Below are 22,271 nucleotides of genomic sequence, written 5' to 3'. Positions count from 1 at the left end.
CCCGGAACAGATTTCATGCCGCTACAGGTAGAGTACAAAGAAAAATTCTCCGCATTCGGACGTTTTCCCGGCGGTTTTACCAAACGCGAAGGACGCGCATCTGACTACGAAATCCTGACTTGCCGCCTGGTGGACCGTGCTCTCCGCCCCCTATTCCCCGACAATTTCCACGCAGAGGTATATGTAAACATCATCCTTTTCTCGGCTGACGGCGTTGACATGCCCGATGCTTTGGCAGGACTTGCAGCTTCCGCCGCACTGGCAGTTTCAGATATCCCCTTCAACGGACCTATCTCCGAAGTACGCGTAGCACGCATCGACGGACAATTCGTCATCAACCCCACCTTCGAACAACTGGAGAAGGCAGACATGGACCTCATGGTAGGCGCTACATACGAGAACATCATGATGGTGGAAGGCGAAATGAGCGAGGTTTCCGAACAAGACCTGCTGGAAGCGATGAAGGCCGCACACGAAGCCATCAAAGTTCACTGCAAGGCACAGATGGAACTTGCCGAAGAGGTTGGTTCTACCGTGAAACGCGAATATTGCCACGAAGTGAACGACGAAGAGCTTCGCCAGGCCGTTCACGATGCCTGCTACGATAAGGCATACGCCATCGCAGCTTCGGGCAACAACAACAAGCACGAGCGCATGGCTGCTTTCGACGCTATCCGCGAAGAGTTCAAAGCTCAATTCACCGAAGAAGAGCTGGAAGAGAAGGCTCCGCTGATTGACCGCTACTACCACGATGTGGAAAAAGAAGCGATGCGCCGCTCCATCCTGGACGAAGGCAAGCGTCTCGACGGACGTAAGACCACCGAAATCCGTCCTATCTGGTGCGAAGCAGGCTACCTGCCCGGTCCTCACGGATCCGCCATCTTCACACGTGGCGAAACTCAATCCTTGTCAACCGTCACGTTGGGCACGAAGCTGGATGAGAAGATTGTGGACGACGTACTGACTCACGGAAAAGAGCGTTTCCTGTTGCACTACAACTTCCCCCCGTTCTCTACGGGCGAAGCAAAAGCACAGCGCGGTGTAGGCCGTCGTGAAATCGGTCACGGTCACTTGGCTTGGCGTGCATTGAAAGGCCAGATTCCCGCAGATTATCCTTACGTGATACGTGTGATGTCCGACATCCTCGAATCCAACGGTTCTTCTTCCATGGCTACCGTATGTGCCGGAACATTGGCACTGATGGATGCCGGTGTGAAAATCAAGAAGCCGGTATCAGGTATCGCCATGGGATTGATTAAGAACGCCGGCGAGGACAAATACGCCGTATTGTCCGATATCCTCGGCGATGAGGACCACTTGGGCGATATGGACTTCAAGGTAACAGGTACGAAAGACGGTATCACTGCCACCCAGATGGATATCAAGGTGGACGGACTTTCCTATGAAATCTTGGAGAAAGCATTGCTGCAAGCCAAAGAAGGCCGCGAATACATCTTGGGCAAACTGACCGAGTGCATCGCAGAGCCTCGTGAAGACCTGAAGCCGCACGCTCCGCGTATCGAGACGATGACCATTCCGAAAGAATTCATCGGCGCTGTCATCGGCCCGGGCGGAAAAATTATCCAGGGTATGCAGGAAGAGACCGGCGCCACCATCACGATTGAAGAGATTGACAACGTGGGCCGCATCGAGATTGCCGGCACGAACAAGCAGAGCATCGATGATGCCATGCGCTTGATCAAGGCCATTGTAGCCGTTCCCGAAGTGGGCGAGGTTTACAAGGGTAAGGTTCGTTCCATCATGCCTTACGGTGCATTCGTTGAGTTCCTGCCGGGCAAGGACGGCTTGCTCCACATCTCCGAAATCGACTGGAAACGTCTGGAGACTGTAGAAGAAGCCGGCATCAAGGAAGGTGACGAAATCGACGTGAAGTTGCTTGACATCGACCCGAAGACCGGTAAGTTCAAACTTTCGCACAAGGTATTGCTTCCGAAACCAGAAAGAGCCGAACGCCCCGAAAGAAGAGAGCGTCCCGAAAGAAGACAACAATAATTCTTTCTATCTCACATAAAGAATGAAGAAAGCCCGGTGGAGTTGTTCCATCGGGCTTTTATCTTTTTTCCACTCTGCCACTTCCAGCATTCGCTATTTTTTCGGAACTATTCACCTATCGTGACATGTATAACGTATTCATCATCAACGCAGAACTGCAACCTGTGCAACCGTGATTCCGATTATTGGCATGCGAATGAGGTCCATCCAAAATAAGGAGCAATAAGTTGCCGCAATTTGGTTGTCTTGACAAACTCTATTCCGACCATACTTTCATTGATAAACCTGTACCGGCAACTCTCCCCGCAAAGCGCCCAGCGCATTCTGCACCAACGCCTCCAACTCATCCTCACCGGGATAGACATAGACAGGAGCAAGGAACGAGACACGCTCCCGCAAACGGGAAGTGATGTACTCCGAATGTGCCATGCCGCCTGTCAGCAGGATGGCGTCTATCTTTCCGTAGAGCACCACGGATGCTGCTCCTATGCTCTTGGCTACCTGATAAATCAGGGCGTTCAGCACCAATTCAGCATGTTCGTCGCCCGCTTCAATGCGCTTCACAATGGCAGACACGTCTGTGGTTCCCAAGTGGGCGGCCAGACCGGCACGACCGGAAATGCGTTTCTTCAACTCCTCTTTGGTGTAGCGACCTGAGCTGCAAAGGTCTATCAGTTGCCCGGCAGGCAGGGTTCCCGCCCGTTCCGGCGAGAAAGGGCCCTCACCGTCCAATGCGTTGTTCACATCGATGGCACGGCCTTTGCAGTGCGTACCTACCGAAATACCACCGCCCAGATGGCAGATAATCAGGTTCAGGTCTTCGTAGCGCACGGGGTGTTCGGGATTCGCCACCGTGCGTTCGGCAGCATAGCGACGGGCAATGGCACGTTGGTTCAGAGCGTGCCAGATGGTGATGCGAGGCATCAAAGGCGAACCGGTGATGCGCGATATTTCGTCCAGCTCGTCCACCACGCCCGGGTCGGCGATGAACGCCCGGCAACCGGGAAGCAACGCGGCGAGTTCGGAAGCAATGAGGCAGCCTAAGTTGCAGGCATGACTGCGCATGGCGTGGGCGATGTCATCCAGCATCGCGTCGTTCACCTCATAGACACCGCCGGGAATGGGCTTCAGTAGTCCTCCCCGTCCCACGATGGCATCGAACTCAAAAGGAATCCCATTCTTCTCCAACGCCTCCAGCACCAAGCTCTTGCGAAACTCGAACTGGTCGATGATACGGGGAAAATCAGAAAGCTCCTCCACCGAATGGCGGATGTTGAGCACCAGACGGGGAGTCTCATTTTCATAAGTAGCTATCTTAGTCGAAGTGGAACCGGGGTTTATGGCTAGTATTTTCATGAGTTACGAGATACGAGATACAAGTTACGAGTTACAAGATACGAATTACGAGGTATAAAATAGTAAATGAAATCAGCTTGTCAGGCACGCCATGGCAATGCTATAATATTTAGACAAACCGGAATCGCTGCGCGAAGGGAGCACCACCGGACAGATGGGTCCTTGAAGCAGCCCCGCCATATCGGCGTGCGAAAAGAGGGAGACCGCCTTGTAGAAGGCATTACCCGACTCAATGTTGGGAAAAATCAGCACATCCGCTTCCCCGTCAATGGGCGACACGATTCCCTTGATGTTGCCACTCGTCTTTTCGCACGAGGTCTTTACGTCCAACGGTCCGTCAATGATAACGTTGCCAAACTCTCCCGCTTCCGCCAGTTCCACGATGTTCACATAGTCCAACGAATGAGGGAACTTAGCGCTCACCTTCTCTGTGCAGTGTATCAGCGAGATGCGTGGTTGTTCAATGCCAAAATGATGGCAGGCGCGAATGGCATACCAAATCATCTCGATGCGTTGCTGAAGCGTGGGACGGGGGATGACCGCAGCATCGGAAAAGAAGAGCAGTTTATCGTAAGTGGGTATCTGCATCACCGCCAGATGGGTCAGGATTTTTCCTTTGGGCAGCAATCCCTTCTCCTTGTCGAGGATGGCATGCAGCAGGTTGTCGGTATTGATGATGCCCTTCATCAGGATGTCGGCACCGCCTTCGCGAACGATGCGCACCGCCTCACGTGCCGCCTCGTCAGGGTCTTCGATATGCAGCGTCTTCACGTATTGGGGATATTGCTTCAGGGTGGGATATTTCTCCAGAATGGTAGAGTCGCCAATCATCAGGAATTCAGCGATGCCTTCCTCCAAGGCACGGGCGATGGCATACTCCGTATTGGGGTCGTTGGCACAGACCACTGCAATGCGTTTCCGCTTGTTCAGGGTCTTCAGGTGGGCTGTTAGTTGGTCAAAGTTCCGTATTGGTTCCATAATGTTAGTTTTTAGCAAATATCTAAAAAAACATCGAGATACACACCATTTTCCCTGCTATTTTTTTACACTTTGTTCGAAGAAATGGTTCTTTAAGGAGTTATCAGCCGACAAGTCAATTTAGAAGTTAAAGCCAATACTTTCGTAACGGCATCAGGCACAAGAGTATCGGTTTTAACTCCTAATGAAGCGAAGCGAAGTGATAACTCCCGTAATTCCCGTAAATGAAAAAGCCATGCCCCTCTCTGGTAAAATAAACTAAAAAGGCTGTGCATTCTATGGTGAATTGTGTACATTTGCGGAAAATTCATTGAAAGCATACGATATGGACAGTCTTATTTTCCCTCCATCCCTACAAGAAGGCGACCGGGTCATCATCCTCTCCCCCTCGGGCAAGATTGACAAGTCCTTCCTGAAAGGCGCGGAAAAGCGGTTGAAGTCTTGGGGTCTGGAAGTGGTACTTGCCAAACATGCGGACGGTTCGAACGGGACCTATGCGGGAAGCATCCGGCAACGTCTGGATGACCTGCAAAACGCACTGGACGATAAAAAGGCAAAAGTCATCTTTTGCAGCAGGGGCGGTTATGGTGCCGTGCATCTGGTAGGCAAATTGGACTTCACCCGATTCAAGGAACATCCCAAATGGCTTGTCGGATTCAGCGACATCACAGCCTTGCACAACGTACTCCAGCAACAAGGATTCGCCTCCTTGCACGCCCCTATGGCACGCCATCTGACGGTGGAGCCTGAAGACGATTTCTGCACGCAGGCATTAAAAGACATCCTCTTCGGCAACTTGCCATGCGAAGAAGAACGCTTCTGCCACACCTGCCCGGCACACAAGCTGAACCACCGCGGAGAGGCAGAAGGCATCCTGCGCGGCGGCAACCTGGCGGTGGCCTACGGTCTGCGCGGCACCCCCTACGACATCCCCGCCGAAGGAACCATCCTCTTCATCGAAGACGTGGGCGAACGCCCGCACGCAGTAGAGCGCATGATGTATAACCTGAAACTGGGCGGCGTGCTCGAAAAGCTGTCGGGACTCATCATCGGACAGTTCACCGAATATGAGGAGAACCACTCCTTGGGCAAAGAACTGTATGGCGCACTGGCCGACTTGGTGAAGGAATACGACTATCCGATATGCTTCAACTTCCCCGTCGGACACGTCACGATGAACGTGCCGCTGATAAACGGCGCCGCAGTGAAGCTGGAAGTTGGCAAGAAAGAAGTGAAACTAAGTTTTAACACCCATAAAGAATGAAACGGAATTATACCTTTATCCCGCTGTTCCTGCTGCTGATAGTAGCCGCAGTGGCATGCAGTAATCACAGCGGCAAGGCCGCCAACAGCGCCGACGAAACACCTGCGACAGCAGGAGCACCCGCCAACGTCCCCCAGTTCAATGCAGACAGCGCCTACCGATACATCCAAGCACAGGCGGATTTCGGCCCGCGGGTGCCCAACACCGATGCACATAAGGCTTGTGGAACGTTTCTGGCCGGCAAACTGGATCAGTTCGGAGCGAAGGTCTATAACCAATACGCCGACCTGATGGCGTATGACAACACCATCCTGAAGGCACGCAACATCATCGGAAGCTACAACCCCGAAAGCAAAAGACGCGTCCTGCTCTGCGCCCATTGGGACAGCCGCCCCTACGCCGACCAAGACAGCGACAAGAAGAAGCACCGCACCCCCATTTTGGGAGTAAACGACGGTGCCAGCGGAGTGGGCGTACTGCTCGAAGTGGCACGCCAACTGCAACAGCAGGCTCCCGCCATCGGCATAGACATCATCTTCTTCGATGCCGAAGACTATGGCATGCCCTACTTCTACAAAGGGACTTACAAGAACGACACATGGTGCCTTGGCTCGCAATATTGGGGACACGTGCCCCATGTGGAGAACTACAACGCCCGTTTCGGCATCTTGCTTGATATGGTAGGCGGCAAAGAAGCCACCTTCTACAAGGAGCAATTCTCCCAACGGACCGCAGGCAAGTATGTCGATAAGATATGGAATGCCGCACACAGCCTGGGCTTCGCTAGATTCTTCCCCAAAGAAAAGGGCACCGAAGTGACGGACGACCACCTCTACGTCTATAACCTCCGCCAGATTCCGTGCGTGGACATCATCAACTACGACCCGAACGGCGACAGTGGCTTCGGCGATTTCTGGCACACGACGAACGACAACATGGACATCATCGACAGAGCTACGCTCAACGCGGTGGGACAGACCGTGCTGGAGGTGATTTACAGGGAACAATAATGAAGTGGAAAGAGTCACCCGGAAGTTAACTCCCCCTAAAAAATAAACTATAAAACCAAAACAATATGAGCATCAACGAAGTACAAGAAGAAGTAATCGCCGAATTCAACGATTTCGACGACTGGATGGACCGGTACCAGCTTCTCATCGACTTGGGAAACGAACAGGAACCGCTTGACGAACAATATAAGACAGAACAGAACCTGATTGAAGGCTGCCAAAGCCGCGTATGGCTACAGGCAGACGAAGCAGACGGAAAAATCATCTTCCGGGCCGAAAGCGACGCGCTGATTGTGAAAGGCATCATCGCCCTGCTCATCAGAGTCTTCTCCGGCCATACGCCGGACGAGATACTGGAGGCCGACCTCTACTTCATCGACCGAATCGGACTGAAAGACCACCTCTCCCCCACCCGCAGCAACGGATTGCTCTCCATGGTGAAGCAGATGCGAATGTATGCGCTGGCCTATAAGGCGAAAAACGAACGGTAAGCGGCAATGGTGAAGAGCGGGCAGGCTAATCTGCTATCGCCAATGTCAAAACGCTGAAACGCACGTCCTCCACTCCCTGAAACGCGTCGGCGCAAGCGGTGGTGGTGGCTCCTGTGGTCAGCACATCGTCCACCAGCAGGATGTGTTTTCCGACAAAGCGTTCGGGACAAGAAAGAGAGAAGATGCCTTTCATATTCTCCCAACGCTCATAGACGGACTTGCGGGTCTGCGATTCTGTATATTTGCAACGCCGCACGGAAGAAGCGTCAACAGGAATGCCGGTCACGGCAGAGATGCCGCGGGCTATGCACTCGCTCTGGTTATAGCCCCGCTCCCGCTGCCGAAAGGGATGCAGGGGGATGGGAATCAGTACATCCACCCCGCGGAAGAAGCCGGCCTCCGACAATTCCGCCGCCATCAGACGCCCCATAATCTCGCCCAAATCTTTCCGGCCGTTATACTTCAGCAGATGCACCACGTGGCGGAAGTCGCTTCCTTTGCGATAAAAGAACAAGGAGGTGGCACGCTCCGGCGACATTCCCCCCAAAAACAAGCACTCCGCAGGATTGTCCTTGCGACGATGATAATTCGTCCGGGGCATATCCATGTTGCAACGGAGGCAGATTCCCTCCTCAGCCTCCAGCAAAGGCCTCCCACACACCACACAATGGCGCGGGAAAAACAACCGGACAAAAGAAGTGAGCCAGACGGTCAAGGTATTTTTCATTATAATAAGATTATCAGATAATAGTTTCTACCGGAACGGCATCGCCGCATCCATCACAAAAGAGTCCCCAAATATAAGCCTTCTCACGATTCCTCCCAAATAATCTTGCAATACATCCGATTTACACTACCTTTGTCTCCCGAAACCAAACGATTCACAAGCATGGAACATCCTCTTACTCAATTCAGATACTGTCCGAAGTGCGGCTCCGCCCGTTTTGAGGTTCACAACGAAAAATCGAAGCAGTGCGCCGACTGCGGTTTTGTCTATTATTTCAATCCGTCATCGGCCACGGTGGCACTGATTTTCAATGAGCAGGGCGAGCTGTTGGTGTGCCGCCGCGCCAAAGAGCCCGCCAAAGGCACCCTCGACCTACCCGGCGGCTTCATCGACATGTTCGAGACAGGCGAAGAAGGCGTAGCCCGTGAGGTTAAAGAAGAGACGGGGCTGGACGTGACGCAGGTAGAATACCTCTTCTCGTTGCCCAACATCTACATCTATTCCGGCTTCCCGGTACATACGCTGGACATGTTCTACCGCTGCACGGTGGCAGACACCCGCCACTTCCAAGCGATGGACGATGCCGCCGATCTGTTCTTCCTTCCGCCGGATAAAATCAATCCCACCGACTTCGGGCTCGCCTCCATCCGAAGAGGAATAGAGAGGATCTGCGAGACAACTGTTTAGAACGCCCGGAAGCCCGTGTTTTCCTAAAAAAAACAAATATGTAAAACAAAAACGGACTAAAACCCGTATTTTTGCGAAATACCTATTCAGATAGAAGATGAAACATCGAATTTCACGCATACTTTGCACGGCGCTTTGCTGCGCCCCCCTACTCGTCCACGCACAAACCGACGAGAAAGAGACTTCCCCCCAACGACTCTACAAGGAGGGACAAACCCTGTTCCAACAGAAGGCATACGCCGCCGCCATCGCCCCGCTGAAGAGCTACATCGGCCTGATAAGCAAGGAAAACCAACCGCTGCCCGACGTAGGCGACCGACTGGAAGCGGAATATATGCTGGTGTGCGCCGCCTATGAGCTCAGAGATCCGAAAAGCATCGGCCTGCTGCGCGCCTTCCTGAACGAATATCCCGACACCCCGCACGCCAACCGCATCTACGCCCTGATAGCCTCGGCATATTTCTTCGACGGTGACTATGACAATGCGCTTGCCATGTTCAACTCCGCCCGACTCGACCTGCTGAGCGCGGAAGAGCGGGACGACATGACCTACCGCCTTGCCACCTGCCACCTGAAAACGGGCAATGTGAAGGAAGCGGCCGCCTGGTTCGAGACCTTGCGCAGCACCGGCAGGAAGTATGCGGCAGACTGCAACTACTACCTCTCTTATATACGATACACGCAAGGACGGCTGGACGAAGCCCTGGAAGGATTCCTCTCTTTGCAAGACCATGCCAAATACAGAAGCTTGGTCCCCTACTACATCGCCGAAATCTATTTGCAGAAAAAGCAGTACGACAAGGCGGAGATTGTGGCGCAGAACGCACTGTCCGCCCACTCCCGCGGATTGGATGCCGGACATGCCGCGGAAATGAGCCGCATCATCGGTACGGCGGAGTACCACTTCGGCAAGTACCACGAAGCGATGAACTCGTTCCAAACCTATCTGGACCAGAACGGTGAGTCCGCCCCCGACAGACGGGACGCCCTCTACATGATGGGTATGGCATGCTACCAATGCGGTGTCTATTCGCAGGTGCCCGTCCATCTCGGCAAAGTGACCATCGAGGAGGACGCCCTCTCGCAGAACGCCTACCTGCACATGGGGCTCGCTTATCTGCAACTGGCCGACAAGCCCAAAGCACGTATGGCGTTTGAACTCGCCGCCGCCAGCGACGCCGACCTGAAAATCAAGGAACAGGCCGCCTACAACTATGCGCTGTGCATCCACGAGACCTCCTACTCCGCTTTCGGCGAATCGGTGACGGTATTCGAGAAATTCCTGAACGACTTTCCCAACTCACCCTACGCCGACCGCATCAGCAACTACCTGGTAGAAGTCTATATGAATACCCGCAGCTACGAGGCTGCCCTGAAGTCCATCGAACGCATCACCCACCCGGGCAAGTCAATTCTGGAAGCCAAACAGAAGATTCTGTTCCAACTTGGGACACAATCCTTCGCCAACACCCAATTTGAACAGGCAATCGGCTATTTCAACCAGAGTGTAGCATTGGGACAATACAATCTCCAGACCAAAGCCGATGCCTGCTACTGGTTAGGCGAGTCTTACTACCGGCTAAACCGGATGCCGGAAGCCACCCACCACTTCAACAATTACCTGTCGCTCACCCGCCGGAAAGATACGGAAATGTTCGCCCTGGCCTACTACAACCTCGCCTACATCGCTTTCCACCAGAAAGACTACCCGACGGCAGAAAGCCGGTTCCGCAACTTCATCCAACTGGAGAAAGGCGAGAACCCCACCGCACTGGCAGATGCCTACAACCGCATCGGCGACTGCTACCTGCGCGTCCGCCGTTTTGAGGAAGCCAAGCAGTGCTACGCCAAGGCCGAAAACCTGAACACACCTGCCGGCGACTATGCCGTCTATCAGTTGGCACTGGTTTACGGCATGCAGAAAGACTATACGGAGAAGGTGAACATGCTGAACCGGCTTGCCGCCAAATACCCCAACTCGCCCTACGCCGTCAACGCCCTCTACGAGAAGGGACGTTCCTACGTGCAGAGCAACAACAGCCGCCAGGCCATCGCCACCTTCCGCGAATTGCTGAGCAAATATCCCGAAAGCCCCGTCAGCCGCAAGGCCGCCACGGAAATCGGCCTGCTCTACTATCAGAACGATGACTATGACCACGCCATCGAAGCCTACAAACAGGTAGTCACCCGGTATCCCGGCAGTGAAGAAGCGCGTCTCGCCATGCGCGACTTGAAGTCCATCTATGTGGAAGCCAACCGGGTGGACGAATTTGCCGCCCTTGCCGCCCAGATGCCCGGCATCATCCGCTTTGAGCCGAACGAGCAAGACTCCCTGACCTACATCGCCGCCGAAAAGGTCTATATGAAAGGCGAACCCCTTTCCGCTCAAGCCAGCTTCCGGCGCTACCTGCAAAGCTATCCCACAGGAGCGTTCAGCCTGAACGCCCACTATTACCTCTGCGTGATTGGCAAGGAACAACAGGACGAAGAAGCTGTACTGGAGCATGCGGGCAAACTATTAGATTACCCCGACAACCCCTATTCGGAAGAAGCCTTGCTGATGCACAGCGAAATCCTCTTCAACCGCCGGCAATACGACGAGGCACTTGCCGACTACAAGAAGCTGCAAGCCAAAGCCGCCACTGCCGAACGCCGCCAGCTCGGCACCCTCGGCGTGTTGCGTTGCGGAGCGCTGATGCACGATGATACGGAAACCATCCACGCCGCCACCGCCCTGCTTGCCGAAGCCAAACTCTCACCGGAGCTGCGCAACGAGGCACTCTATTACCGCGCCAAAGCTTATCTCAACCAGAAAGCAGACAAGAAGGCGATGGACGACCTGCAACTGCTGGCCAAAGATACCCGTACCCTCTACGGTGCCGAAGCCAAATACCTGGTGGCACAGCAACACTACAACGCCGGCAACTACGCCGCTGCCGAAAAGGAGATACTCGATTTCATCGACCAAAGCACGCCGCACGCCTACTGGCTGGCACGCAGCTTCGTGCTGTTGTCCGATGTATATGTGGCTACCGACAAGAAACTCGATGCACGCCAGTACCTCCTGAGCCTGCAACAGAACTATCACGCCGATGATGACATCGAAGGCATGATTAACGAACGGTTGGAGAAGCTGAAATGAACAAGTGAATAAGTTAACTTGTCCCTTGTCAACTCGTTAACTAAAAAAAACAAAGAAACAAAAACAGACAAAGATATGAGAAAGACAACATACATCCTTGCAGGAGTCGCCCTCGCGATGCTCCCTTTGACAATGCAAGCCCAGACACAGCCGCAAGACACCACACTGGTCCGTACAGTCGTGGTGGAACAAGAGTACACCCCCGACATCCGGGATGCCGCCAAAGTGAACGTGCTCCCCAAAGTGGAAACGCCCACCGTCAGCAAGAAGACGGTAGAGTATGATGCCACCCTGATGCCATCGGATAACATCCCCGCAGGCACGATGCAGGCCTACACGGGAAAAGAGACGCAGGACAAGGCGAAGCCCGGCTATGCCCGTCTGGGATACGGCAACTACGGCAACCTCGACGCACGTGCCAACTACCTGTTCGCCTTCTCCCCCAAAGACCGCCTCAACCTGACCTTCGCCATGGACGGTATGGACGGCAAACTGGAGGTGCCGGAAACGGACAAGAAGTGGAACTCCTATTTCTACCGCACACGTGCCGCCATGGACTACGTGCACGCTTTCAACAAAGTGGATTTGAACGTAGCCGGACACTTCGGTCTGAGCAACTTCAACCATCATTACTATCGCAACAAGCAGAAATACACTTCGGGAGATGTGCATTTCGGAGTGAACTCCACAGACAACGATATGCCCTATCGGTTCAAGGCAGAAACAAACCTGATGTTCTACGAACGTCAGTACTCTCCTTTCACGAACGGAACGGCCAAAGAGGGCATTGTCCGTACCAAAGCAGACGTGGCAGGCCACATCAACGACGAGCAACTGGTTGGCTTGAGCCTCGGCATGGACAATGCGATATACAATGGCGAGCTTTTAAAAAACCATACCGATTTGGGGCTCAATCCCTACTACCTCCTCCAGAATGATGATTGGAAGGTACGCCTCGGCGCACACGTCGATTTGGCTTTCGGCTTCGGCAAGAAGTTCTGTGCCGCACCTGATGTGCAGGCCGAATACACCTTCTCGGACAGCTACACCCTCTATGCACAAGCCAAAGGCGGCAAGCTGACGAACGACTTCCGCCGTTTGGAGATGCTGAATCCCTACGGACTTATAACCGGCCAGCCTGATGCCACCTACGAGCAACTGAATGCCGCCATCGGCTTCAAGGCAAGTCCGGCAGCCGGCTTATGGCTCCACCTTTACGGAGGTTATCAAGATTTGAAAAACGACCTCGTGCTTGCCCCATACGCAAATATGTCGGGAGTTTATCCAGGCTCTGCATCCGCCCATACAAGCAACATCTACGCAGGAGCCGAAGTAAGCTATGATTACAAAGACTTGGTCAGCTTCTCCGCATCGGGCCTCTATCGCAATTGGGATACCGACAAAGAACGCGAAACCATCATGCTCCCCTTCAAACCCGCGCTCGAGGCCAACTTCCGCATGAATGTGCGTCCCGTTTCTGCCGTACTTGTCGGCATTGGCTACCGGCACATTGCCCGTCAGGAGACAGAGGGCCATAAGGAAGCCCCCGTCAGCAACCTCTATCTGAGCGGCAGCTATGAAATTTTCACGGGCATCTCCATCTATGCCCGCGCCAACAACCTGCTGAACAAAAAATATCAATACTACCAGGGATGCACTTCCGAAGGAATCAATTTCTTAGGAGGAGTAAGCTTCCTGTTCTAAGTTTTCAAATCGAACACAGAGACACAGAGACACGGTGACACAGAGATTTTCATAAAATCAGAATTAAATCCTCTGTGTCTCTGTGCCTCTGTGTTCCAAACAAAAAAAACCTTTTTTACTAAATTATCTATCCATTATAAGGTGGGAAAAAAGCTTTTTTCCTACTTTTGTGGCAAATCCGGTGGCAGGAGTCACACAAAAGAAGAAAAAATATGCAGAAAAATCTTGTTATCGTCGAGTCTCCGGCGAAAGCGAAAACCATTGAAAAATTTCTTGGAAAGGATTTTAAAGTTCTTTCCAGTTATGGTCATATACGTGATTTAAAGAAGAAAGAATTCAGCATCGATGTGGACAATGACTTCAATCCGCATTACGAAATTCCCGCTGACAAGCGGAAGCTCGTGGCCCAACTGAAAGAAGAAGCCGAACAAGCCGATATCGTCTGGCTGGCTTCCGATGAGGACCGCGAAGGAGAAGCCATCGCCTGGCACCTGTATGAGGTGCTGAAACTGAAGCCGGAACATACCAAACGCATCGTTTTTCACGAAATCACCAAAGGAGCCATCCTGAAAGCCATCGAGCACCCGCGCGACATCGACATCAATCTGGTCGATGCACAGCAGGCACGCCGCATCCTGGACCGCATCGTAGGCTTCGAACTCTCGCCCGTATTGTGGAAGAAGGTGAAGCCCGCCCTATCGGCAGGACGTGTGCAATCCGTCGCCGTGCGCCTCATCGTGGAGCGTGAGCGCGAGATACATGCCTTCACGACAGAAGCCGCCTACCGTGTCACCGCCGTATTCCTTGTCCCCGACGCCAACGGCGCATGGGTGGAAATGAAAGCCGAACTGAGCCGCCGTCTCAAAACCAAGGAGGAGGCGCAGAAGTTCTTGGAAAGCTGCAAGTCGGCCACCTTTACCATCAGCGACATCACCACCCGTCCGTTGAAAAAAAGCCCTGCCGCCCCCTTCACCACCTCGACCCTGCAACAGGAAGCCGCCCGCAAGCTGGGATTCACCGTAGCACAAACCATGATGGTGGCACAACGTCTGTACGAATCCGGATTGATCACCTACATGCGTACCGACTCCGTCAACCTCTCCGAGCTTGCCGTCAACGCCAGCCGAACGACCATCGTTGACCTGATGGGCGAACGCTACGTGCATACCCGCCACTTCGCCACCAAAACCAAAGGAGCACAAGAGGCGCACGAAGCCATCCGGCCCACCTATATGGAAAATACCAAAATCGAAGGCACGGCACAGGAAAGAAGGCTGTATGACCTGATTTGGAAACGAACCATCGCCTCGCAAATGGCGGAAGCTGAATTGGAAAAGACCACTGTCACCATCAATATCAACAACGAACCGGACACATTCGCCGCCACCGGCGAAGTGGTGAAGTTCGACGGATTCCTGCGTGTCTATCGCGAGTCATACGATGAAGACGCGGAAATGCAGGAGGACGAAACACACCTATTGCCCCCGTTGAAAGAGGGACAGGCACTACAATACAAGGACATTACCGCTACCGAACGCTTCACGCAACATCCCGCCCGCTACACCGAGGCAAGTCTGGTGCGCAAACTGGAGGAATTGGGCATCGGCCGTCCGTCCACATACGCTCCCACCATCTCCACCATCCAGCAACGCGAATACGTGGTGAAAGGTGAGAAAGAGGGCGAAGAACGCCCCTACAACGTGCTCTCCCTGCAAAGCGACACCCATACCATCGCCGACACCACCCGTACCGAAATCACAGGGGCAGAAAAAGGCAAACTGCTCCCCACCGATACGGGCACCGTGGTCAACGACTTCCTGATAGAGTACTTCCCCGACATCCTCAACTATAACTTCACCGCCAACGTTGAGAAACAATTCGACGAGATAGCCGAAGGCGAAAAACAGTGGACCAGCATCCTGAAGACCTTCTACAAGCACTTCCATCCTTCGGTGGAAAGAACCCTTGCCGCCAAAAGCGCCCACAAGGCAGGCGAACGTGTCTTAGGAACCGACCCTGCCACAGGAAGACAGGTTGCCGTCAAGATCGGACGCTTCGGGCCCGTCGCGCAAATCGGTACCGCCGACGACACGGAGAAACCGCGCTTCGCCCAGCTGAAGAAAGACATGTCCATCGAAACCATCACCCTGGAAGAGGCTATCGAGTTGTTCAAGCTTCCCCGCACCCTCGGCGAATACGAAGGCAAGACAGTCATTGTCGGTGCAGGACGGTTCGGACCCTACATCCAGCACAACGGCATGTACGCCTCCCTGCTCAAGACAATGGACCCGATGAGCGTCACCCTGGAAGAAGCCATCGAGCTGCTGCAAAAGAAGCAGGAAGCCGAAAACCAGAGACACATCAAAAAGTTTGAAGAAGAGCCCGAACTGGAAATCTTGAACGGTCGCTACGGCCCCTACATCGCCTACAAAGGCAGCAACTATAAGATTCCGAAAGACATCGTCCCCGAAGACCTGAATCTGCAAGCCTGCATGGGCATCATCAAGCTGCAAAGCGAGAAGGCATCGAGCAAGCCGAAACGAACCGCCAAAGCGGTGAAAAGCAGCAAGACGACGAAAACAGCCGCCAAGAAAGAATAGTTCCTTTAAAGAAAACCAGAAGGAGCCCAAAGGAAGTCAACACTCCACCTCGCTCCTCCAAAAGTTAAAAGGAGGTGTGTCAAAACATGCATTTCACTTTCTTTTAGGCACGGAATTCTAAGACTTCCGTGCCTAAAATCTATCATTATGTCGGTTCCTTTTCGTTTTGACACACCTCCTTTTTATTTCTTCTAACTCCCGAATAACTCCTTCAAAAAAAAGAATCAACCTACCTTCCACTCACCAATGGTGCGCGTGGCGCTGTCGAAGTTCACGCCCACCTTGACCACCCGCCTGCCGTCCGCCTGATAGGGGATGGCATACTGCTTGCTCTCAATCTGCGCCAAAGCCTCCTCGGGCGTACCATCGTACTTGAACTCGAAAACATAAACCGCATCTTGCAGCTTCAGCACCATGTCCGCACGACCGATGGCGCTCTTCACCTCCACATCCACGTATTGCCCCATCAGGCGGAAGAGCAAGTAGAAGATGGTCTGGTAATGCTTCTCCGTCTTGTTCTCCAGATCGTGGGGGATGGAGGCAAAGAAGGCGCGGGTGCGCTCCAGGCAGCTTTCGATGTCACCCTTCATCAGGTCTTTGATAAAGGAGACGATATAGAAGGTGTTCTCGCGCGGAAAGCGCCGGGTGTAGTGAGGCAGAAGGGACTCCGTGAAGCCGTAGCGCACCTCGCTGTTAGGATAGGCAAGGCGGTAGGAACGGAACAGAGGGTCGTACTTCTTGATAGTGAGGTAGCCGCTCTGATAGAGCACGGGGATGGGGTCGGTAATCAAATCCGTGGGCGCGTCGAACTGTTCGTCAGTGGCGTCAAGCCCATCTAAGGCGCGCACGTCGAAATCCGCTTCCCGCAGGATGTCAAGCAAGAAGGTAGGCGTGCCCGTAGAGAACCAGTAGTTCTTGTACTCCTTGGAATTGAATGCGTTGAACAGGCTGTAAGGGTTGTAGATGTCCGGGCAGCGGCCGCTGAAGTGGTAGCCGTCGTATTGGCGTTTCAGGTGGGCGCACGCCTCCTCGTAAGTCTCGCCGTTGGCGGTAGCCATCTGCTCGATATCCGGTTTCAACTGGGTCAGCAACTCTTCCTCTGTGATGCCGCAGAGGGCGCTGTAGTCATCACGCATACTGATGTTTTGCAGGCTGTTCAGCTCGCTGAAGATGCTCAACTGGCTGAACTTGCTGATGCCTGTGATGAAGAGGAAGCGGAGGTAGTTGCTCATGTTCTTCAAGGGGCTGAAGAAGTCGCGCATGATGCCGCGCAACTCGTTCCGCAAGGGCGTATCGCTATTGGTGTCGAGCAGGGGCGAGTCGTATTCATCCACCAGCACCACCACCGGTTTGCCGGTCTTCTGGTAGGCACACATGATGACATTGCGCAGGCGCACGCTGAAAATATCGTCAACAGGCGGGCAGTCGTACTCCTTTTCCCATTCCCTCATAAAACTGTTGATGGCACTGTGCAGATGCTGAGCTGTCAGATACTTGCTGATGCTGAAGTCGATGTGTAGCACCGGATAAGCCGTCCACTCCTTCTCCAGGCGCTCCATCGCCAAGCCTTTGAAGAGTTCCTTCTTCCCTTGGAAATAAGACTCCAGGGTATTGATAAGCAGGCTCTTGCCAAAGCGGCGCGGACGACTGAGAAAATAGACTTGGTCGGTGCTTACCAGCCGGTAAATCAGCTCCGTCTTGTCCACATACACGCAACCCAGGTTGCGTAACTGCTCGAAATGTTGTATCCCCATCGGATACCTGCGTGCTTTCGGTTCCATATTAATTCGGTTGGTTGTTACAGGTTTACGCAAAGTTACACATAATTCTTGTTTCTTACTCCACAATCCATTTCTCGATGTTCCTCTCCTTGTTGCTGAAGTTCACCCCTATCTTGAACAAGCGGTGCGGATCTACCTCGAAGGGAAGGGCGTAACGCTTCTCCTCAATTTGCTGCAACGCCTCTTCGGCGGTGCCTTCCAGTTTGAACTCCATGATGTAGATGAACTTGTCGGTTTGCATCACTAAGTCAATGCGCCCCGCGCTGGTGTGGTATTCCACTTTCGTATAAAATCCCATCAACTTGAAGACGATGAAGAGTACGTTCTGATAATGAAGCTCCAGGTCGCGCGCCAGTTTGTAGGGAGTGTCGGCAAAGAAACTTTGCAGGCGGCGGAAAAAGGCGTCGCAATCGCCTAATTCTATTTCACGGACAAATTTCTGTATTTCGAAAGGAGCTTCCACCTTATTGGTATTCGCATAAAACGGAAGCAGGAATTTGACAAAGCCTTCTTCCACCTCACGGTTCGGGAAGCCTAAAGAGTAGATACCAAAGCGTTCGTCGTAACCCTTGATAGTGAGATACCCGCTCTGGTAAATCACCGGAATGGGGTTGGTTGATTCCGAATCAACGCTGTTCAGTATATCGGCATCGGTCTTTTCGCTGGCCATGCGTTCCAGGTTGTAGTGATGCTTCTTCAGCAGGTTCACGAGGTAAGTGGGGGTTCCGGTCTCGAACCAGTAGCTGCCGAACTTCTTGCGCGCAAAGGCGTTCAACAGGCTGAAAGGATTATAAACACCCGGAGTATCTTCGGTGAAATGGTAACCGTCATAGTATTCTTTCAAATTCCGGCAGAAGGCTTCATACGTGAGGCCCTGCGCCTCGGCGAATTCGTGCATCTCTGTCTCCAAATAACGGTGCAACTCTTGTTCGCTGATGCCGCAAAGGTCAAAATACTTGTCCCACATGGAGAGGTCGTTCAGGTTGTTCAAGTCGCTGAACACGCTGACCTTGCCAAACTTGGTGACTCCGGTCAGGAAGGCGAACTGGATGCAACCGTCCATCGTCTTCAGCACGCCGTAGAATGGTTTCAGCGTGTTGCGGAACTCGCGTTGCAGGGCTTCGTTGCCGATGGCTTGCAGCATGGGCTTGTCATATTCGTCCACAAGGATGACAACACCCCGTCCTGTCTGTTCGTAGGCGCGCCGGACGATGCCTGCAAAACGCAAGGAAAATGAACTTTCGGACGGACTGCTCCCGTACAGGCTTTCCCAGCGCATCAAATTGTCGTTTAGTATTTTATCCAGGCTTTCGGGCGTATCATACCGTTCGATGTTCAGATCGAGGTGCAGGATGGGATGCTGTTTCCACTCCTTCTCCAGCTGCTCGATGGCAAGTCCTTCAAACAGTTCGCGCTTTCCTTGGAAGTAAGCCTCGAAGGTCGAGATAAGCAGGCTTTTGCCGAAACGCCGGGGACGGCTCAGGAAATAGTAGCTGCCGGTTTTCACCAACTGATAGACCAGTGCGGTCTTGTCTATGTAGAGATAGCCGTTCTTACGGAGTTTCTCGAAGTTCTGGATGCCGATGGGATAAAGTTTGTTGCTCATCTTCTTATGCCTTTCAGGTGAATATCAAGAACAAAAATAGACATTTCTTTTCAATAAAAGACTAAAACGGCCAAAAATCGCAACTGCGCTCTTCCGGGTTTTGCCGGAAGTATGGCCGAGACTTGTCGGTATATCGTGAACGCAGGTATCAATACCATCAGACAACAACGGTTCGGAACGTGGAATCCGGTGCAGGTGGGATGAGATTAAAATGAGTTGATAATTCCCTGCCTTTAATTCCCATTCTTAGGGTTATTAACCTCATTAAGCGTTGTTTTTAATTCGTTATATAACCGTTTCCTACTCGTTAGACAGCTGTTTACCATTCGTTAGATATCCGTTTTCCGTTCGTTAGACAGCTATCTAACGAATAAAATTCGCCGTTTCCGTACATATTCTTGTGCAACCGGGTGTATAAAAACGCCTGATTCATGTGTTAATGAGCAACTTGAGCATAGACGGCTATTCGGCAGCCGAAAGCATGCAGATGAGCGGCTGCACCAAGGTACAGCCCTACAAGCTATCGGACTCCAATCGGGTGAATAGAACTGCTACCTGACACGATGGATTCGTTAAATAAATTTAAGTATCAGCAAAAACACTTTCCCGAATAGGCGGTTTTCTTTTTCTTTACTTCATTTGCATCAAATAAAGAATGAACCAATAGCATGAAAACCATAAAACTCCTTTCTGTATGCCTCCTGCTCCTATGCTGTCAAGCCTGCCACCGCAAGCCTTATCCCGCCATCCTGCAAGCGGCAGACACACTGATCTATACCCACCCGGACAGCGCCTGCACCCTGCTGGAGCGACTCAAAAACAGCATCCTCACAGAGCCACAAAGCACACAGATGTACTATCAACTGCTCAGCATAAAAGCACGAGACAAAGCCTACATCACGCACACCTCGGACAGCCTGATACAACAAGTACTCCGTTATTATGAAACGAAGAAGGACAAGAGACACCTGCCGGAAGCTTATTATTACGGAGGACGCGTATATTCCGACTTGGGAGATGCACCGCAAGCACTGGGCTATTATCAGAAAGCCGCGGAACTGCTGGAAGGGGGGACTGATTACAAGTTGCTCAAAGTTATTTATAGTCAAATGGGGGAATTGTTCTTATATCAAGACGTATATGAAGAGGCGATGAAATCATACAAAAAAAGTTTCCAATATCAAGTCCTTCTAAAAGATGACAGAGGCATGGCTATCAACCTTTGCGATATAGGAGATACATTCACCGCATTCGGCAATGCTGACAGTGCTTTATTCTACTATAAACAAGCCTACATACAAGCAAAAGAAATCGGGAAGAAACAACTAATGGACAAGGCGCAAACAGCTTTGGTAAGCCTTTATACACAAATGAAACAATATGATTCAGCACTGATATCTTTGCAATCTTTAGATTCACCCCGGCCTGCACAACAGACAAACAGACATTTCATAACTGCCAATTTATATTTGGAAACAGGAAAAATAGATTCTGCCATATATCACTATAAAAGTATATTAAAAGCCAATGATATCTATGCACAACAGACAGCCCACTGGCAATTAGCGAAAATCAGTCAAGAGCAACTTGATAATCAATCTGCTTCACAGCATCTTAATAAATACATTGAACTAACCGATACCATTAAAACCATTACGGATAGTGAAAACATCCGCAAAATACAATCGCTCTACAACTATCAGTTGCACGAAAAAGAGAATAACCGTCTAAAAATCCAAAATGCACAACAACATTTTGGGATTGTGACCATATTTTTAATCGCCAGTATTTTGTGTATTGCTTTTCTCATTTATTTCCACATCAACAAACACAAGAAACTATTATTACAAAACAGCTTGAAAGAATTAAAACGACAAAAAGAAGAACAATATCAGAAAAGCGCCCAATTCATCAAAGAGAATAAACTGAAAATAGAAAAGTTGGAAACAGAATTGCAACAAAGTAATACAACCAACATCAACATGCAAAAATTACTTTTAGCCCAAAAAGAGCAAATACTTCGCATGAACAGCAAAATAGAAGCAGACCAAAAGGAACAAGCTTTAGCTGAAATAGCCTTCCGTCAATCAGAAATTTACAGCAAATTTATAGATGCTGCCAACAATGATAAAATAGTAAATAGCCAAGACTGGGAAGTGCTCCGCATCGAAATAAACCGCTACTACAAAGATTTCACTGCACGCCTGCAAGCCATCTATCCCGTAAGTGACATCGAAATGAAGATTTGCCTGTTACTCAAAATAGGAATCAATGTAACCGGCATCGCAACGCTCACCGGAAGGAGCAAATCTGCCATCGTCTCTGCCCGCAAAAAGCTGTATGAAAAAACACATGGGGAAACAGGAAAACCTGAACAATGGGATAAAATCATTCAATCACTATAAGCACTTGCAAAAAACAGCACAAACACACACTAGAAACCGCACAAAATAGCATTACAAAACAAGAACCGCACAAAAACCGCACAGATTTCGTATAGGAGACCGACTAAAACCCAATAAATTCGCAGACGAAAATCAAAACATATTATTATGAAACGTTTGCTTATTATTATTTACGCACTATCACTTTGCATAGGGATATGGGCTAATCAAGAGAAAATTCAGCTACATAAAGTAAATACAGGATATGAAAAAGAGCGTTCTATTCTTATAAAACCAACCGCCTACTACGAAGCCTGCACCATCTATCTACAATCCGAAATTTCGATAGAAGGTTTCCAAGTAACCGTCAAAGATGAAGAAGGAAACATCATTTCATCAGAAAGTATCTTCCTCTCTTCACAACAAACTTATGAATTACCTCTTGGGAACCTTGAGAATGGAACCTACATTCTCGAATTAAACGACGGGAAGCATGAGTATTGGGGTTACTTTGATGTAGAATAAGGA

The 22,271-nt window shown here is 51.5% G+C and carries 15 protein-coding genes; 10 read left to right on the top strand and 5 right to left on the bottom strand.

Annotation, left to right across the window (positions count from 1 at the left end):
- Positions 1-2,013 (top strand): polyribonucleotide nucleotidyltransferase (pnp, locus tag K2G43_RS08525; RefSeq protein ID WP_300154201.1); only part of this gene is annotated, 2,013 nt, incomplete at its 5' end.
- 273 nt (positions 2,014-2,286) lie between these two features.
- Here pnp and buk read toward each other — a convergent pair.
- Together buk and K2G43_RS08515 are read right to left on the bottom strand one after the other, a co-directional pair.
- Entirely contained in the window at positions 2,287-3,369 is a 1,083-nt protein-coding gene (buk, locus tag K2G43_RS08520) for a butyrate kinase (RefSeq protein WP_297642347.1), read from the bottom strand.
- Between the two features lie 72 nt (positions 3,370-3,441).
- Positions 3,442-4,347 (bottom strand): phosphate acyltransferase, encoded by a 906-nt coding sequence (locus K2G43_RS08515; RefSeq protein ID WP_297642349.1) that lies wholly within the window; start codon positions 4,345-4,347, stop codon positions 3,442-3,444.
- Between the two features lie 325 nt (positions 4,348-4,672).
- Here K2G43_RS08515 and K2G43_RS08510 point away from each other — a divergent pair, with 325 nt between their 5' ends.
- The 3 genes from K2G43_RS08510 (at position 4,673) to K2G43_RS08500 (ending at position 7,112) form a co-directional block, all read left to right on the top strand.
- Positions 4,673-5,611 carry an LD-carboxypeptidase gene (locus K2G43_RS08510; protein ID WP_297642351.1) on the top strand — a complete coding sequence of 313 codons (939 nt, stop codon included), beginning with the start codon at positions 4,673-4,675 and terminating at the stop codon, positions 5,609-5,611.
- Positions 5,608-6,621 carry a M28 family peptidase gene (locus K2G43_RS08505; protein WP_297642353.1) on the top strand — a complete coding sequence of 338 codons (1,014 nt, stop codon included), beginning with the start codon at positions 5,608-5,610 and terminating at the stop codon, positions 6,619-6,621. The genes K2G43_RS08510 and K2G43_RS08505 overlap by 4 nt, the downstream gene beginning before the upstream one ends.
- Positions 6,622-6,686: 65 nt before the next feature.
- Entirely contained in the window at positions 6,687-7,112 is a 426-nt protein-coding gene (locus K2G43_RS08500; RefSeq protein WP_297642354.1) for a SufE family protein, read from the top strand.
- A 25-nt stretch (positions 7,113-7,137) separates the two neighbouring features.
- Here the strand turns inward: K2G43_RS08500 and K2G43_RS08495 are convergent, their stop codons facing one another.
- A complete protein-coding gene (locus tag K2G43_RS08495; RefSeq protein ID WP_300154194.1) occupies positions 7,138-7,839 on the bottom strand; it encodes a ComF family protein in 702 nt (233 codons plus the stop codon).
- 162 nt (positions 7,840-8,001) lie between these two features.
- On the opposite strand from K2G43_RS08495, the gene K2G43_RS08490 reads away from it, so the two are divergent.
- The 4 genes from K2G43_RS08490 to topA all read left to right on the top strand — a co-directional run bounded on the left by K2G43_RS08490 (position 8,002) and on the right by topA (position 15,972).
- A complete protein-coding gene (locus K2G43_RS08490; protein ID WP_297642357.1) occupies positions 8,002-8,526 on the top strand; it encodes an NUDIX domain-containing protein in 525 nt (174 codons plus the stop codon).
- A 97-nt stretch (positions 8,527-8,623) separates the two neighbouring features.
- Positions 8,624-11,668: a tetratricopeptide repeat protein gene (locus K2G43_RS08485; RefSeq protein WP_300154191.1), complete on the top strand. Its 3,045-nt coding sequence runs from the start codon at positions 8,624-8,626 to the stop codon at positions 11,666-11,668.
- 75 nt (positions 11,669-11,743) lie between these two features.
- Positions 11,744-13,372 carry a TonB-dependent receptor gene (locus tag K2G43_RS08480; RefSeq protein WP_300154188.1) on the top strand — a complete coding sequence of 543 codons (1,629 nt, stop codon included), beginning with the start codon at positions 11,744-11,746 and terminating at the stop codon, positions 13,370-13,372.
- A 212-nt stretch (positions 13,373-13,584) separates the two neighbouring features.
- Complete coding sequence (gene topA / locus K2G43_RS08475; protein WP_297642362.1) at positions 13,585-15,972, top strand: type I DNA topoisomerase; 2,388 nt, start codon at positions 13,585-13,587, stop codon at positions 15,970-15,972.
- A gap of 224 nt (positions 15,973-16,196) precedes the next feature.
- Here topA and K2G43_RS08470 read toward each other — a convergent pair whose 3' ends face one another.
- Both K2G43_RS08470 and K2G43_RS08465 read right to left on the bottom strand, forming a co-directional pair.
- Positions 16,197-17,753 carry an ATP-binding protein gene (locus tag K2G43_RS08470; protein WP_300154184.1) on the bottom strand — a complete coding sequence of 519 codons (1,557 nt, stop codon included), beginning with the start codon at positions 17,751-17,753 and terminating at the stop codon, positions 16,197-16,199.
- Positions 17,754-17,808: 55 nt separating this feature from the next.
- The gene (locus tag K2G43_RS08465; RefSeq protein ID WP_300154181.1) at positions 17,809-19,359 is read right to left on the bottom strand and encodes an ATP-binding protein; all 1,551 of its coding nucleotides are present in this window, start codon (positions 19,357-19,359) and stop codon (positions 17,809-17,811) included.
- 668 nt (positions 19,360-20,027) lie between these two features.
- Here K2G43_RS08465 and K2G43_RS08460 point away from each other — a divergent pair.
- The gene (locus tag K2G43_RS08460) at positions 20,028-21,764 is read left to right on the top strand and encodes a tetratricopeptide repeat protein (protein WP_300154178.1); all 1,737 of its coding nucleotides are present in this window, start codon (positions 20,028-20,030) and stop codon (positions 21,762-21,764) included.
- Between the two features lie 147 nt (positions 21,765-21,911).
- Positions 21,912-22,268, top strand: a complete 357-nt coding sequence (locus K2G43_RS08455) for a DUF3244 domain-containing protein (protein WP_300154175.1) — start codon at positions 21,912-21,914, stop codon at positions 22,266-22,268.
- Positions 22,269-22,271: the final 3 nt, after the last annotated feature.

This window comes from Bacteroides sp., from assembly GCF_029057325.1.
Taxonomy (GTDB): domain Bacteria; phylum Bacteroidota; class Bacteroidia; order Bacteroidales; family Bacteroidaceae; genus Bacteroides.
The sequence above is the reverse complement of the archived record's forward strand: the minus strand, read 5'-3'. Positions and strand labels throughout refer to the sequence as shown.

Coding starts and splice junctions, on each gene's coding strand:
- topA (WP_297642362.1), top strand. CDS start 13,585: ATGCAGAAAAATCTTGTTATCGTCGAGTCTCCGGCGAAAGCGAAAACC.
- K2G43_RS08510 (WP_297642351.1), top strand. CDS start 4,673: ATGGACAGTCTTATTTTCCCTCCATCCCTACAAGAAGGCGACCGGGTC.
- buk (WP_297642347.1), bottom strand. CDS start 3,369: ATGAAAATACTAGCCATAAACCCCGGTTCCACTTCGACTAAGATAGCT.
- K2G43_RS08515 (WP_297642349.1), bottom strand. CDS start 4,347: ATGGAACCAATACGGAACTTTGACCAACTAACAGCCCACCTGAAGACC.
- K2G43_RS08485 (WP_300154191.1), top strand. CDS start 8,624: ATGAAACATCGAATTTCACGCATACTTTGCACGGCGCTTTGCTGCGCC.
- K2G43_RS08480 (WP_300154188.1), top strand. CDS start 11,744: ATGAGAAAGACAACATACATCCTTGCAGGAGTCGCCCTCGCGATGCTC.
- K2G43_RS08460 (WP_300154178.1), top strand. CDS start 20,028: ATGAAAACCATAAAACTCCTTTCTGTATGCCTCCTGCTCCTATGCTGT.
- K2G43_RS08455 (WP_300154175.1), top strand. CDS start 21,912: ATGAAACGTTTGCTTATTATTATTTACGCACTATCACTTTGCATAGGG.
- K2G43_RS08490 (WP_297642357.1), top strand. CDS start 8,002: ATGGAACATCCTCTTACTCAATTCAGATACTGTCCGAAGTGCGGCTCC.
- K2G43_RS08495 (WP_300154194.1), bottom strand. CDS start 7,839: ATGAAAAATACCTTGACCGTCTGGCTCACTTCTTTTGTCCGGTTGTTT.
- K2G43_RS08470 (WP_300154184.1), bottom strand. CDS start 17,753: ATGGAACCGAAAGCACGCAGGTATCCGATGGGGATACAACATTTCGAG.
- K2G43_RS08465 (WP_300154181.1), bottom strand. CDS start 19,359: ATGAGCAACAAACTTTATCCCATCGGCATCCAGAACTTCGAGAAACTC.
- K2G43_RS08500 (WP_297642354.1), top strand. CDS start 6,687: ATGAGCATCAACGAAGTACAAGAAGAAGTAATCGCCGAATTCAACGAT.
- K2G43_RS08505 (WP_297642353.1), top strand. CDS start 5,608: ATGAAACGGAATTATACCTTTATCCCGCTGTTCCTGCTGCTGATAGTA.